This window comes from Lentibacillus kimchii, assembly GCF_055381965.1.
Genome location: NZ_AP043934.1, coordinates 2,620,744 through 2,635,922 on the forward strand (window position 1 = coordinate 2,620,744; position 15,179 = coordinate 2,635,922).

The 15,179-nt window shown below is 47.2% G+C and carries 11 protein-coding genes and 1 riboswitch; of the genes, 5 read left to right on the plus strand and 6 right to left on the minus strand.

Features of this window, described 5'->3' with window-relative positions; all coding sequences use genetic code 11:
* Window positions 1–33 precede the first annotated feature (33 nt).
* Window positions 34–390: a DUF488 domain-containing protein gene (locus ACZ444_RS13680; protein ID WP_382360411.1), complete on the minus strand. Its 357-nt coding sequence runs from the start codon at window positions 388–390 to the stop codon at window positions 34–36.
* Window positions 391–1,191 (minus strand): TerC family protein, encoded by an 801-nt coding sequence (locus ACZ444_RS13685; protein ID WP_382360414.1) that lies wholly within the window; start codon window positions 1,189–1,191, stop codon window positions 391–393.
* Between the two features lie 427 nt (window positions 1,192–1,618).
* Here ACZ444_RS13685 and ACZ444_RS13690 point away from each other — a divergent pair, with 427 nt between their 5' ends.
* Entirely contained in the window at window positions 1,619–2,701 is a 1,083-nt protein-coding gene (locus tag ACZ444_RS13690; protein ID WP_382360577.1) for an AI-2E family transporter, read from the plus strand.
* Between the two features lie 81 nt (window positions 2,702–2,782).
* Complete coding sequence (locus ACZ444_RS13695; protein WP_382360417.1) at window positions 2,783–2,962, plus strand: SE1832 family protein; 180 nt, start codon at window positions 2,783–2,785, stop codon at window positions 2,960–2,962.
* A gap of 74 nt (window positions 2,963–3,036) precedes the next feature.
* On the opposite strand, the gene ACZ444_RS13700 is transcribed toward ACZ444_RS13695, so the two are convergent.
* Window positions 3,037–4,932 carry a cation:proton antiporter gene (locus ACZ444_RS13700; RefSeq protein WP_382360420.1) on the minus strand — a complete coding sequence of 632 codons (1,896 nt, stop codon included), beginning with the start codon at window positions 4,930–4,932 and terminating at the stop codon, window positions 3,037–3,039.
* Window positions 4,933–5,498: 566 nt separating this feature from the next.
* Here ACZ444_RS13700 and brnQ point away from each other — a divergent pair.
* Complete coding sequence (gene brnQ, locus ACZ444_RS13705; protein ID WP_382360426.1) at window positions 5,499–6,797, plus strand: branched-chain amino acid transport system II carrier protein; 1,299 nt, start codon at window positions 5,499–5,501, stop codon at window positions 6,795–6,797.
* 189 nt (window positions 6,798–6,986) lie between these two features.
* Window positions 6,987–9,137 carry a DNA helicase RecQ gene (recQ, locus tag ACZ444_RS13710; RefSeq protein ID WP_464433430.1) on the plus strand — a complete coding sequence of 717 codons (2,151 nt, stop codon included), beginning with the start codon at window positions 6,987–6,989 and terminating at the stop codon, window positions 9,135–9,137.
* Window positions 9,138–9,308: 171 nt separating this feature from the next.
* Here the strand turns inward: recQ and ACZ444_RS13715 are convergent, their stop codons facing one another.
* The 3 genes from ACZ444_RS13715 to cls form a co-directional block, all read right to left on the minus strand.
* On the minus strand, window positions 9,309–10,553 hold the full coding sequence (locus tag ACZ444_RS13715) for an aminopeptidase (RefSeq protein ID WP_382360432.1): 1,245 nt from the start codon (window positions 10,551–10,553) through the stop codon (window positions 9,309–9,311).
* A 144-nt stretch (window positions 10,554–10,697) separates the two neighbouring features.
* On the minus strand, window positions 10,698–11,219 hold the full coding sequence (locus tag ACZ444_RS13720; RefSeq protein WP_382360435.1) for an acyl-CoA thioesterase: 522 nt from the start codon (window positions 11,217–11,219) through the stop codon (window positions 10,698–10,700).
* Window positions 11,220–11,289: 70 nt separating this feature from the next.
* Complete coding sequence (gene cls, locus ACZ444_RS13725) at window positions 11,290–12,732, minus strand: cardiolipin synthase (protein WP_382360438.1); 1,443 nt, start codon at window positions 12,730–12,732, stop codon at window positions 11,290–11,292.
* A gap of 320 nt (window positions 12,733–13,052) precedes the next feature.
* Window positions 13,053–13,172, plus strand: a riboswitch (SAM riboswitch).
* A gap of 120 nt (window positions 13,173–13,292) precedes the next feature.
* On the opposite strand from cls, the gene ACZ444_RS13730 reads away from it, so the two are divergent.
* Complete coding sequence (locus ACZ444_RS13730) at window positions 13,293–15,041, plus strand: PLP-dependent aspartate aminotransferase family protein (RefSeq protein WP_382360441.1); 1,749 nt, start codon at window positions 13,293–13,295, stop codon at window positions 15,039–15,041.
* Window positions 15,042–15,179 lie beyond the last annotated feature (138 nt).

Here is a 15,179-nt window from a genome sequence, read left to right on the forward strand (position 1 = left end):
CAGTGCCGCAAGAGCTGCTCCGTTATCGTCCTGTTAAGACTTGTCCAACAGCTCCTTGAGCACTCTGGCCTGATTATGTTCCTCATCCTTGGAGGCAAACAGCAAAGTCAGCTGTTTCGTCCCATCAGCCAGGTCTTTCAGCTGCTCCCACGCTTCATGCTGACTTCCTTCCTTCAGTTCATTCTCATAGCGCTCTTTAAATGTCATGTATTTTTCCGGATCATGCCCGAACCATTGGCGCAATTCTTTGGACGGCCCAATACTTTTTAGCCAATGATCCAGCTGCGCTTTATCTTTGGCCACGCCTCTTGGCCAGACCCGGTCAACCAAAACACGAAGACCATCATCCTGCTCTGCCTGATCATAAATACGTTTTAGCCTTACAGCCATCTAGTCATCACCCCTTTGTTCAGAAAAGGTCTGCTGCGGCGGTTCTGACGTCTTCTGCCCCGAAGAGAACCAGCCGATAACGGCAGTCGCAACCAGCACCGTATAAAAGATAAGCTTCCAGACTGCTGACTGCGGAAATGCGTGCGGTATCAGCCCAATCTCCTCATGAGCCAGCACCAGCACCGATAACTTCACACCAACCCAGCCTACAATCACAAATGCGGCAATTTCCAGACCAGGCCGTTTGTTTAACAAATCCACAAACAGGTTCGCGGCAAACCGCATAATAATCAGACCAATCATCCCGCCGGCGAACACAACGGCAAATTGTGCCCCGTCAAGACTGCCGATCTGCGGCCATGAGGTCTCCGGCAAAGCCACCGCAAGAGCCACAGCAGCCAAAATCGAATCGACAGCAAATGCCAGATCCGCAAACTCAATTTTAACAACCGTCAGCCAAAAACCACTCCCATTTTTGGCCGGTTTGACGTCCGTTTCATCAGTACCTGCACGACCTGTCCATACATCATATAAATTTTTGCCGGAAATAACAAGCAGATAGATAGCACCCAAGGCTTGTATCTCCCAGACATCGACAAGAAACGAAATAATATACAAGGAACCAAACCGCAGGACAAATGCCCCGGCAAGTCCGTAGAACAAAGCCTTTTTCCGATCTTTTGGCGAAAGGTGCTTAACCATAATGGCCAGAACCAATGCGTTATCAGCAGCAAGCAGCCCTTCCAGACCAATCAGGACAACCAGGACCCATAAATACTCGATCACTAATGACGTTTCCACTGATTTTCCCCCTCGTGGTATGGTTGGGGGCGGGACCCATTGCCGGCTGCCAAAACCCATAAAAAATAGCCCCGCCCATAGGCAAGGACCAAAAAAAGACCCTTACCAGCATGGTAAAGGTCTCGCTAACAACGTTCGTTGCCAATCAAGCCGGAGATAGACGATCTCGTATTGACGACTTGTATTGTGCAGCTACTCCCCTTCAGAAACAATTCTTATTACATTCTATTAAACCGTCTATTGCACAATTTGTCAACCAGTCGCAGCCAGAAATTCTGCCCGCTTTTCCCGTATTATGTCTCGATAGACACTGGCAACAATGTTTAAATGAATCGTTTGTCGGCTAACCTGACAAAATACCTTTCTATTAAGTGCCCGAGCCGTTACAATAGACATTGACATAAATTAACAGAGAGATGTGATTATCATGATCAACAAACGCTGGTTCCAAGCATTAATCGTCCTGATTCTTGGTTTCCTGCTTTTATTATTAGTATCAGCCGCTGATTTTATTTTCGAACCCATTTTTACATATGTCGGCGCTGTCGCTCTGCCGGTGATCGGAGCAGGTCTCCTATTTTATATAACCCGGCCGGTCATGCATTTATTGGAAAAAATGAAACTAAACCGTATCGTTGCAATATTGCTTGTCTTTGTATTGCTGCTGCTCCTGCTGTATATCGTTGCACGCTATCTTATGCCTATTCTCCAAACCCAGTTCAATAATCTGGTCAATAACATACCAGCCATGGTTGCGGCCGTTCAGGATCTCGTCAATTATGTACAAGCAAACCAGAACGTCATTCCTCCGGGGATAAACGATACCATTGATAACGTGACATCAAACCTGCAAACCTATATCGAGTCAGCGATGTCATTCATTTTTGGCTTTATCAGTGAGTTTATCGGCATTCTATTTGCCGTTGTTCTGATTCCTTTTTTCCTGTTTTTCATGCTGAAAGACGGCGAGAAATTTGTCCCGTTTATCACACAGTTTCTTAAAAAGAAGAAGGCAGCTAATCTGCGTGCACTGTTGCATAAGATTGATGAAACATTAACGTCCTATATTATGGGGCAATTAGTTGTTGCCTTTTGTATAGGTGTTATGCTGTATATCGGCTATGTGCTGATCGGTCTTAAGTATGCTCTGACACTGGCTCTGTTCGGGATGATTCTCAGTGTCATCCCATTTCTCGGGGCCTATATCGGGGTTGTCCCTGGCATGCTTGTCGGGCTTTTTCAGGACCCGCTCATGCCAATTTGGGTAGCGCTTGTCATGCTTGTTGCCCAGCAAATTGAAAGCAACCTGATATCGCCGAATGTCATCGGCAAAGTGCTGCACCTGCACCCATTAACCGTTATTACACTCGTGCTGGCTGCAGGCAGTATTGCTGGACTGCTCGGGATGCTGTTTGTCATTCCTGTCTATACAGTGGCCAAGACAATCATCAGTCATTTCTACGAGACTTATCAGGATGAGCATGAGGATGAAGACGCTGCTCTCTTGTGATGCCGCAGCGACCATAAATCTTGAGGCATCCTTGTTTTCACACGCCATTTTCAGTAAACTAAAGAGCAGGGAGTGATCAGTGTGACCAAAGGACAAATCGAAGCGGAATTAGCCGAGCTGAAATCGGATTATGCAAGAATTCAGGGTGACGTGGAAAAAGCAACCTCATTTGGTGTGGACACATCAACCGGTGAGAACAAGTTGATTGAAATTGAGGAACGCGTCGCCAAGCTGAACCAGCAATTGGAGCAGCTGGATTAAAAAGAACCAGGGGAAGCCAATGAAGGCTCACCCTGGTTCTTTTTAATAGGTTCATTAAGATCCGGCCCTGCTAGCTAACTGCTTTGATCAACGCCACCACGCTCGCCGTTTGGCTGGCTTTTGCCGTTGCCATTGTTCCGCTGATTTTCCAGGCGTTTTTTAATTTTGTTGATCTCCTTAACCGGCGGTGTCAGGCTGACAAGAACGTCGCCGACTTCCGGTGTAATCCGTGTTTCCTCTGAAAAATAGCGCACCCGGCCTGATCGTTTGATCACGTACAGTCTTATGGTCTCTTCAGCTTTATCCTGCAAATATTGCTTATAGTTGTACCGGCTTGTAAGTGTCGTTTGCCGTAAAATATAATTTTCCCGGATTCTCTGGTTTAAGTCCTCCAGTGTCAGCTCCTGTTTAAACAGGAAGCGTCCGCCGACTTTTCTGACCATATCGCCTGTGTCGTTCATATTCCGGCGGTAAGGCCTGACTTTAAACACGTTCGTCCGCCCGTACTCCGGCATGAACGTTGTACAGAGAAGCGCATTATAAGCATCATACTCCGAAGCAGCAATCAGATAATCATAAGGGATTGTATCCAAATTGTATTCAGTCTGCTCCGATAACATCTCCCCGTGATAAAAGGGAACGCCTGCTTCACGGGCCTTTCGCAGATTTTTCCACGATGAATCGACCACCATAACGGGGGATTTTGCCTTCTGCAGTGATTTAGCCAGGTTCACTGTGAAACTGTTGCTGCCCACAATCAGTGTACCGGGTCTGCCTTCCTTCGACAGATTCAGCTTCTTGGCAAGCCAGCCAATTGAGAAACCATTGGCAACAACCGTCGAAAACACAAGCGCAAACGTGATCGTCGTAATCAGCGACGCATCAGCGTAGCCCGCCTGACTTAAAATCGACGCAAAGTAGCTGGAAACGGTCAGAGCCACAATCCCCCTCGGTGCAACCCACCCCAGCAATAGTTTTTCATTCAGGGAGAGGACTGTTCCAATCGTCGACAGAAAAATAGACAATGGCCTGACGATAAACATCATTAATAAAACATAACCCAAAATACTCGGATCAAATACTTCCAGCAGTGTATCCAGCTGCAGTGAAGCCGTCACCATAATAAAAATGGCCGAAATGAGCAGTAACGAAATATTTTCCTTAAAATGGCGCATGTCGTCAATTGAGCTGATGTTCATGTTGGCAAGTGTAACGCCCATGGCTGTCACCGCAAGCAGCCCTGTTTCGTGCGCGATTTCATCGGCAAATGTGAAACAGGCAATGACAATAATAAAGACAGCAGGTGATTTGAGAAATTCCGGGATATAGCCAACTTCAAACATCCAGCCTATCCCCAGACCACATGCCCAGCCCATTACAGCCGCAAATACAGACGCCGCTAAAAATATGAGCAAGGCTGAACCGTCGGGATTGCTGGCTGTTAAAAAGGCAATGATTTCAAATGCAAAAACGGCTAGAAGGGCGCCGAGCGGATCGACAATGATCCCTTCCCATTTCAGAATCTTCGCCGGACGCGGCTGCAATTTGGACTGACGCAGAAGCGGCATAATGACTGTCGGGCCTGTCACAATAAACAACGCGCCGATAACAAATGCGGCAGCCCAGCTTAAACCAATGACATAATGCGCCGTCAGTGATCCAAGGACCCAGCCCAGAAACACACCAATGGTGGCAATGCGAAAAACGGGACGGCCCAGACCCCGGATTTCCTTAAAACTTAAGTTCAAACTGCCTTCAAATAAAATGATCGCAACAGCTACGGATATAATCGGGTTATACAGTTCACCAAAATCTTTTTCCGGATTCATAAATCCCAGAATCGGTCCGGCAAGCAGCCCCACGATCGACATAACAACAATAGCCGGCATCCGGTACCGCCAGGCTATCCATTGCGAACCTACTCCTAAAAGACCGATCAGCATAACTTCAAATAAAAGAGATGGCAGCATACGCTTCCCCCCTTTAAATCATTTATCGTTCATATGCCACATATACCAATCCAGTGTTGTATATGCAGGTACAAGCATTTGGTACACAAAAGAGAAAAATTTTCGATGCCTGGACGTGTCTGGCACCGGTGCGGCAACTGGAAGCTGCTGCTCAGCCCGGCTTCTCTTGATAGAATACAAGTTGCATCGAAATTGTCAGAGGTGCGTAGCAACACCTGCATGACGGCATGGCAGAGGACTAAAAAAACACATAGTAATGGGCAGCCCGCTCCCCTTTATCGCTCACACTATAACGCAATACCATGAGCACAGGATTGTTGCTGCCCGTTCATTTCTAAGTGATAAGGTCATTCTAAATGTGCTGAATCTAATTGTAAACAATTTAATTTTAAAACCGGCATAACAATTATAACCCGAACAAACGTAAATGTTTAAAATAAATTGACATATTTCGTCACGTTTTGTTAAACTACGTTTGCTCTAATCCCATTTCTAAATATTTTAAACTTTAATTTTCTTACAATTTACCTTTTTTTGTTAATAACCAGCGAGAGGAGTACGCCTTTATGAAAAAAGATACACTCATCATCGGTTTTATGCTGTTTGCTTTATTTTTTGGTGCTGGCAATTTGATCTACCCGCCTACCTTAGGCATTGAAGCAGGGACATCTTTCTGGCCTGCCATCATCGGTTTTATTTTAACCGGAGTCGGCCTGCCGGTAGTGGCGGTTGCTGCGGTTTCCTTTGTCAGCAATGATGCCAGGGAACTGGCCGATCACGTACATCCGCTGTTCGGTCTGATCTTTACAACAGTCGTTTATCTGGCAATCGGCCCGTTTTTCGGAATTCCGCGTGCCTCAACTGTCGCATTTGAAATGACGGTTGAGCCATTTACGGCTGGGACAAGCGGTTTGCTGTTCATATTCACGACCATTTTCTTTATAGCAGTTCTTCTTGTCAGCATGAATCCGTCGAAACTTGTCGATCGGATTGGCCAATGGCTGACACCAATCTTGCTGCTTGCCCTGATCGTAATCTGCATTGGTGGATTTCTGCTTTTGGATCAGACAGCAGCAGGACCGCCGAGTGCAGACTATGCAACTGCTCCCTTTTTCAACGGATTTGCGGAAGGCTATCTGACGATGGATGCCATTGCGGCCCTTGCTTTTGGGATTATCGTTGTGAATGCATTTAAAGACCGCGGCATCTCCACCCGAAAAGGTCTGATGAAAGCGACTCTTAAGACTGGCTCTGTTGCAGGCATCGCCCTTGCAGTCGTTTACACATCCATTGGCTGGATCGGCACCAGAATGGGTGATGCGGGTGACTTCACCAATGGCGGGGACATTCTATCAAGTGCCGCAGAAGGCATCTTTGGCAGTTTCGGTGCTCTGATACTCGGTCTGATCGTCGCTCTTGCCTGTTTTTCGACATCAGTCGGTCTTGTCGTCGCCTGCGGGCAATTCTTTAATAAGCTGACAGGCATTTCGTACCGCTGGATTATCAGCGTTATCACCATTGGCAGCTATGTGATTGCCAATCAGGGCCTGAACACCATTGTCGGTGTATCGGTACCGGTGCTTACGTTTATTTATCCAATTGCCATCGTGCTGATTATCCTGACGTTTTTGCACAAGTTTTTCGGCGGCTACAGAACAGTTTATCGCGGTGCCATTCTGCTGACAGCGATTGCTGCTCTCTATGATGGGCTCAATGAATTTGGCGTTAACATGCCCGAGATTGCGGCCATTATGGAAAAACTGCCCTTCTCCTCCATTGGTCTTGGCTGGCTGTTCCCGGCCATTATTGGCGGCTTGATTGGCTATATCTTTAAAAATAAAACGAAAGCGTCCCACGCACGTTAAGGCTGGTGACTGACAGCCCGCAATACAGCTTGTGACGGTGCTGGATCAGCTGAGTGCGGTGTTTTTCTAATAGGCACTGCCATAAACGGTATGTTAAGCTGGAGAACAGATTATGTGTGGGCTTTCGGCAGACTGAATTGCGCCCGGATCAGTCTGCCGGGCAAACCTCCCAGAGGGGGCATTGACGTTTTGACAAAACAACCTGACTATCTATTAAAAACCTACTTTGGCTATGATACATTCCGAAACGGCCAAAAACAGACAATTGATTCCATTATCACTAACCACAACACATTAGCCGTGATGCCGACGGGCGGAGGCAAATCTCTCTGCTACCAAATCCCTGGACTGGCACATGAGGGCACCGCCATTATTATATCGCCGCTCATTTCCCTAATGAAGGACCAGGTCGATGCATTACAGGCTCAGGGCATCGCGGCAACCTATATAAACAGCTCCCTGTCTGCCAGCGAACAGAAGACGCGCCTTGCTGATATTGAAGCTGGCAGATACAAATTTGTATACGCCGCACCCGAACGATTTGAGTCTGGGCGCTTCATGGCCGCCATAAAACAGATTCCGATCGCGCTGGTTGCGTTTGATGAAGCCCACTGCATTTCCGAGTGGGGACATGATTTCCGTCCCAGTTACCGGTCGATTATACCGAATTTGCAGCAACTCCCCAACATTCCAGTCACCACAGCCTTAACGGCAACGGCGACAAGCGATGTTATCGCCGATATCCAGACATTATTACAGATTGACAGCGAACACGTTATCAAAACGGGATTTGAACGCGACAATCTGGCGTTTCATATCGTTAAGGGAAAGAATAAACCAACGTATGTTCAGTCATTTCTGACGGAGCATCCCGAAGAGTCCGGTATCATTTACACAGCCACACGCAAACAGGCCGATACACTGAAAGACCAATTGGAAAAACGCGGGTTCTCAGTTGCTAAATACCATGCCGGCCTGACAGAAGATGAACGCAAACAAGCACAAGCTGCCTTTATCCATGATGACAAGACCATCATGATTGCCACCAACGCATTTGGTATGGGCATTGATAAACCCGATGTACGTTTCATCATTCATTACGCCATGCCGATGACGATTGAGGCCTACTATCAGGAAGCAGGCAGAGCAGGCCGTGATGGCGATCACAGCGATTGTATTCTATTATTTTCCCCGCAGGATGTGCAGCTGCAAAAGTTTTTAATTGAACAATCCGTGCTCGACGATGAGAAAAAACAGCACGAATACCAAAAGCTGCAGGCGATGATTAACTATTGTCATACACAAGGATGCCTGACCGATTATATCCTTGATTATTTTCATGACGAGGTGTCCGGCGGAAAAAACTGCGGACGCTGCAGCAACTGCCGTCAGCTGCAGGAGCGCGTCGACATCACAGAAGAAGCGCAAATGATTCTATCCTGCGTTAAACGCATGGATGAGCGTTTTGGCATAAGCATGACGGCCAAAGTGCTGAAGGGGTCCCGCGACAACCGGATCCGCCAATTCGGCTTAACGAAACTCTCCACCTTTGGCATTCTGTCCGCTTATACCGAAAAAGCCATTGCGGAAAGGATTCAATTCCTGGTCGCTGAACGTTTACTGGCCACCCGTGACGGCAAATACCCGACATTGCAATTAAATCAGTATTCGGTTGATGTGCTGACAGGAAAACATCCGGTCTTCATGTATACCGCGCCTATTCCCGAACGCGAACAGGCTGATTATCAGGAGGATTTGTTTGCCTCATTACGAAACCTGCGGCGGACAATGGCGGACGAGCAAGGCGTTCCCCCGTACGTGCTGTTTAACGATGCAACGCTCAAAGAGATAAGCCGCTATTTACCAGAAACGAAAGAGGCTATGCTGACAATTAAGGGTGTCGGCGATAAGAAATATGAACAATACGGAGAAGCATTTCTGGAAGCCGTTCAAGCGTGGCTTAAGACGCATCCCGACGTGAAAAAACCTGTCAGAGTGACGAGCCATCAGCCGTCGCCGCCCAAACAGGAAAAGCAGGCTGACGAGCGGCCAAGTCACGTGATCAGCTATACGATGTTTCAGTCGGGTAAATCTATTCAGGAAATTGCGCTCATCCGGGACATGACATCCCAGACGGTTGAAAGTCACCTGTTCAAGGCCTTTAAAGATGGCCATCCCATTGCCTGGGAGATATTTTTCAACACCGATGCAGAAGCGGCCATTTTAACTGCCCGCCATAATACTGACGAGCCAAAACTGAAACCATTAAAAGAAATGCTTTCAGATACCTATGACTATACAACGATTAAAGCCGTTCTGGTTAAAAATGGTTTTATGTAAGCAGGTTGTATGTCCACAATCGTTAAAAGTCATTAAAAAAGGGCTGGGACGAGTGTTTTGTCAAACACAAGTCCAAACAGCCCAAATAAATGGCTCATCCGACTAACCGCTCCTAAAATAGACGCCGCTTTCCGCAGGCGGCTGGTGAGCCTCCTCAGCAGCCGGAGCCGCTTACTTGCCGGTAACGTCTATGGCCCATGTTCCGTTGCGAAAAACAGCCTCAGTCGTGCCGTCTTCCAGAACGCCATCAATATCCAGCTGATCTGAGCCGATCATAAAGTCCACATGGCTTAAACTGTCATTCACACCATGCTGATCAAGCTCCTCGTTCGTCATGCCGGAGCCACCTTCCAAATTGGTCGGATAGGCTTTGCCAAGCGCAATATGACAGGATGCATTCTCATCAAACAGCGTATTGTAAAAAATCAGGCCTGACTGGGATACCGGTGATTCATCCGGTACGAGTGCAACTTCACCCAAACGGCGCGAGCCCTCATCGGTATCAAGCAAATGCTTCAGGGTCTCTTCACCCTGTTCTGCCTGGAAATCAACAACTTTGCCGTCTTTAAAGGTCAGGCTGAACCCGTCAATCACATTGCCGCCATAATTAAGCGGCTTCGTATTGGAAACCGTGCCGTTCACGGCATATTTATGGGGCATCGTGAAGACTTCCTCAGTCGGCATATTTGGATTAAAGGTTGTCCCCTGCTCCGATACAGCTGATCCGCCTTTCCACAGGTGACCTTTTGGCAAGGCAATTTCGAAATCTGTTCCCGGTGCCTTGTAGATAAGTTTCTGATATTGCTTCCGGTTCAGAATCTCCCGGGCTGTCTCCAGCGTTTGATTATGCTCCCGCCAAGCTGCTACGGGATCGTCCTTGTCAACCCGGACAATCGAGACAATGGCATCCCAAAGACTTGCGACTGCTTCCTCACGGGATTTACCCGGAAATACCTTTTGTGCCCAGTCCCCCGTTGGAATGGCGATGATTGACCACGTAATCCGGTCATTCATCGTATATTGGCGGAAGTTTTGCATGGCTTCAGCAGATGCTTTATTTGCCATTGCCACACGCGCTGAATCAATTCCTTTCAGCAGATCCGGATCGGTGGCCTTAATGGACAGCACTGCGGCGCCATCTTCAGCAAATGATTCCTGCATGTCAACCTTCCAGTCCGGAACATGACCGATCACTTCATCCGGAGCATTTTCATACTTCAGACGTGTCAGCTCGTCATCGGCCCAGTTAATATGTACATTCTTCGCGCCCATCTCATAGGCTTTCCGGGCGACAATACGTGTAAAATCCGACCCTTCAATCGGTGCATTGATCATGAGTGCCTGATTCTGCTGCAGATTAACACCGGTTCTCAGCGCCAGATCCGCGTATTTTTCCATTGTTTCACGAGCGACCATATGATTACCTCCAAACAAATTGATATCACTATTATTATGTCATAAATAATGTTATTTACCAAATAATCTAACTGTTCGCAAATTATATCGTTTCTCTGGCCTGATTAACCACAACACCAGTAATATGGCGTTGTGACGGCCTGATCAGGCGTTGCCATTCCACGGATAATCGGTGCCAAAGTCAGCTGCAACCGCTTTGGAATGCGAACGGCGCTTTTTCCGCTCTTCCGCACGTTCCGGTGCCCCTTCGTGCAATTGCTTTTCCTGAGCGGATTCCGGATAGACAACTGGTACCTGCGCCGGCTTGCCATCATCTTCAATCGCAACATACGTCAGAAATGCGGTCGTGCACACCTCACGCTCACCTGTTAACAAATCTTCCTTCACGGTTTTAGCAAACACTTCCATTGACGTGTGGTGTGTCCATGTAACAAATGCCTCCACGCATACGGAATCCGTTTCTTTAACCGGTGCCAGAAAATCAACCGAATCAGTTGATGCCGTTACAACAGGTTTGCGTGCGTGTCTGACAGCCGATATGGCTGCAACGTCATCAATATGCGCCATTAGCTTACCGCCAAATAATGTACCATGGTTATTCGTGTCCGGCGGCAGCACGTGTGATGTTTTAACAGCTAATGAATTTTTGCATGGTTTTGACTCCATAATGTTGCCTCCAATTCTTCTTGTTTCATAAGTATTCTCCCCCATTGTAGCACGATTATAGCGCTAATACTTATAAAACGGGGGAGAGCAAACGGGCTATGGACTCTTTAAACCGAATGCCAAGCGAGCGGTTCTGGTACAGTGTTCGGGTCATTTGGGTTGAGCGCGCCATATCCCGGTAAAAAGCATCCAATAATTCCTGAGACACGCCCTGATTATACATAAAAGCGTTCACCTCGAAATTCAGGCGAAAACTGCGCACATCAATATTGGCTGTGCCGACTGATGCAATTTTGCCATCAACAATCAATGTTTTCGCGTGCAGAAAACCATTTTGATAAATATAAACCTGTGCCCCTGCATTCAACAGATCTCCGATATAAGAGAATGTAGCCCAGTATACAAATGGGTGATCAGGCTTATTTGGAATCATAAGTTTGACATTAACCCCCGACAGGGTTGCAATCCTGAGTGCATCCTGCAGACTGTCATCAGGAATAAAGTAGGGCGTCTGGATGCAGATATACTCTTTTGCCGACATGATCATTTTAATATAGCCGTTTTTAATTTGCTCCCAGTCTGAATCAGGCCCGCTTGAAACAATCTGCATCCCGATGTCACCACCAGCCTTAGGCGTGAAATAGCGCTCATCATACATGATATGATTGCGCGAAGCCTGGTTCCAGTCCAGAATGAACCGGGTCTGCATATTCTCAACTGCATTGCCGACGACCCGCAGATGCGTGTCCCGCCAAAAGCCGAACCTGCGATTATAACCGAGGTATTCATCACCGATGTTAAACCCGCCAATATAACCGATTGCACCATCAATGATAGCCAGTTTGCGGTGGTTGCGGTAATTAATTTTTAAATTGACTTTAGGGATTTTCGGCGGAAAAAAAGATTCAATCATGACCCCCTCTTGTTTCAGTCGCCGCAAGAAGTTCCGGTTAATTTTCCGTGACCCCATATCATCGTAAAGAACGCGCACTTCCAGCCCTTGCCGCGCCTTTCGGATAAGTATTTTGGCTGTCCGCTCACCAAGCCAGTCATTGCGGAGAATATAATACTGCAGATGAATATGATCCGTCGCCTGTTCCATGTCCTGCATAAGGGTCTGAAATTTTTTCGCGCCATCTGTAAAGATCTTAACATCATTATTTTGTGTCAAAATCGCATCATCATTGCGCAGATGCAAATAATACAGATCTTTATAATCAGCCAACGCATCATTTTTAAAATGGAACGTGCCGTTTTCCAGTGCTCGCAGCTGTTTTTGGACAGCAAATTTCACCCCTAGTCTGGCTTTGGTATCCCATGTAAAGATATGCTGGCCACTGATCCGTCTGCCGAAAATTAAATATAAAATAAATCCAAGTATCGGAATGAACAAAAGGACCATTAGCCAGGCCCATGTTGTGGACGCATCTTTTCGTTCCAGAAAGATAACCGTAAAAGCCAGGGCAATGTTCAAAACAAGGATCAAGCCTAGAAAGAATGATATAATGTTCACTTGTTAAAACCCCTCTTCAGCATATGGCCACTATCCATAATATAGCATAATTTTCCTTCATACGTTAGAGCCAAGCTGGATGTGCTGTTAATTTGCCCTTTTGTCATAAACCGTATAACCTCTTAGCCAGATACTAGGTGAAAGTCTCTGGAATAACTTTATAAAACTGCCTGATTAAGCACCATTTCACCTCCCAGCTGAGATACATATAGTTGACATCTCTCACTAAATGATATACCCAGCGATAAAATTTTAAAAACAACTTGACGAACGCCCACCAGGTCATCTATAATATTCAGTTAATTAATAAAAATTAAAATCTCTTATTGCGAGCGGTGGAGGGACCAGGCCCAATGAAACCCGGCAACCATCAAGTCCGGCGATATGACTTTGAAAGGTGCTAAATCCTGCAGACTAGAGCAGATTCTGACAGATAAGAGAAGGATTAGCGCTATGTCAGCCTCCTTCTTTTCTGAAGGAGGTTTTCTTTTCCTGGTTAACGGAATGATGATGCCAATTGGCTAAGAAAGCCCGCAATCATTTTCAAAGGAGGAATTCCAATGACACCATTCAACCTGTACAGTCAAGAGACTCAATTACTTCACGGAGGGCAGAAACCCGATCCAGAAACAGGGGCGCGAGCGGTCCCGATTCATCAGACAACATCCTATGTTTTTGACGACACGGAGCACGCACACAATCTCTTCGGCCTGACCGAAGAGGGTAATATCTACTCACGTATGATGAACCCCACCGTCGATGCTTTCGAGCAGCGAATGGCTCTTTTGGAGGATGGCTCAGCAGCTGTTGCCGTTGCTTCCGGCATGGCTGCCATTACACTGTCGATTTTAAACCTGGCCAGCAGTGGTGATGAGATTATCGCCGACAGCAGTCTGTACGGCGGGACACACAACTTGTTCGCCAATACCCTGCCCAGATACGGCATCCATGTCACATTTGTCGATGGAACCGATCCAGCCGCTTTCGAAAAAGCCATCACCGCCAATACAAAAGCCTTTTTCGGCGAAATTATTACCAATCCAGGCCTGAACATATTGGATGTGGAGACCATTGCCGCGATAGCACACCGAAACGGGATCCCGCTTATCATTGATAATACATTCGCTACACCTTACGGGACGCGGCCTATCAGCTGGGGTGCTGATGTTGTCGTCCATTCAGCCACTAAATGGATTGGCGGTCACGGCACGGCAATTGCAGGTGTCGTTATCGATGGCGGACGTTTTCAATGGGATAATGGCAACTTCCCCGAATTCACAGAACCAGATGACAGCTATAATGGTCTGCGTTATGCCGATCTAAGTCCGGCAGCGTTTGCCATGAAATTGCGTGTCCAGCTATTACGTGATATTGGTGCCTGTTTGAGCCCGCAAAATGCTTTTTTATTGCTGCAGGGCCTGGAAACACTGCACTTGAGGGTCGAACGTCATAACGCAAATGCTGCTGTTGTAGCAGATTTTCTGAACAGCCACCCAGCCGTTGAATGGGTAAATTACCCAGGACATCCGGGGCACCCCTCGCATCAATTGGCCAATAAATATTTAGACAGTGGTTACGGCTCTATCATTACATTTGGCGTTGAAGGGGGACGAAAAGTCGGCCAGGAGCTAATTGACAATGTGACGCTCTGGTCCCATGTTGCCAACGTAGGCGATGCGAAGTCGCTGATCATTCACCCGGCCTCAACCACTCACCAGCAGTTAAGTACAGATGAACTGACGCAAAGCGGTGTAACGGAAGAATTAGTTCGCTTGTCAGTTGGCCTTGAAGCAACACAGGATATTTTGGCTGATCTGGATCAGGCCATTGCGAAAGCCTCCGGGCGGCCAGCTGCCATCCAGCCAACCGAAGATGACGCGATCAGATGGCTGCTTCACTCACCTTTCGACCGGACAAATGGGACAGTACGGCCTAAAACCATCGCCGTTTTTGGACTGAACTCAGGGGATGATCGTTTTGCTGAAGATGTCAGCCAGCTGAAACAATCCGGCTTTCAGATTGTCCCGATTGGTACAGAGGACAGCGGCACCTCTGAAAGCTTAGACGCTTCCCCTTACCAGGTGGATGCCATCCTGACGAATCAGCACACACTGCCGCCAGAAATAACTGAACAGGCCATCGAGCAGAAAACAGCGATACTCTGGACGGAACAGCCAGCCGCCCATTACGATCAATCGCTTGAACGGGCACGCACATCCGGTCTTACGGTCATTTCCGGCAGACGGGCATATGAGGAGGCTTATCGGCTGCGGCATCATAATCCCGCCGAAGAAATGGTACACACCTGAGTGCTCACACGAGACTATGATTTTAAAATTCGCCTTCAGTTCGAGGGCGAATTTTAATGTTTAAACCTGTTTTTTATAGGGCTGATACAAGCGTGAATATGCTATAATAGAAGAGAACATAAAGATGAAAAATGCTAA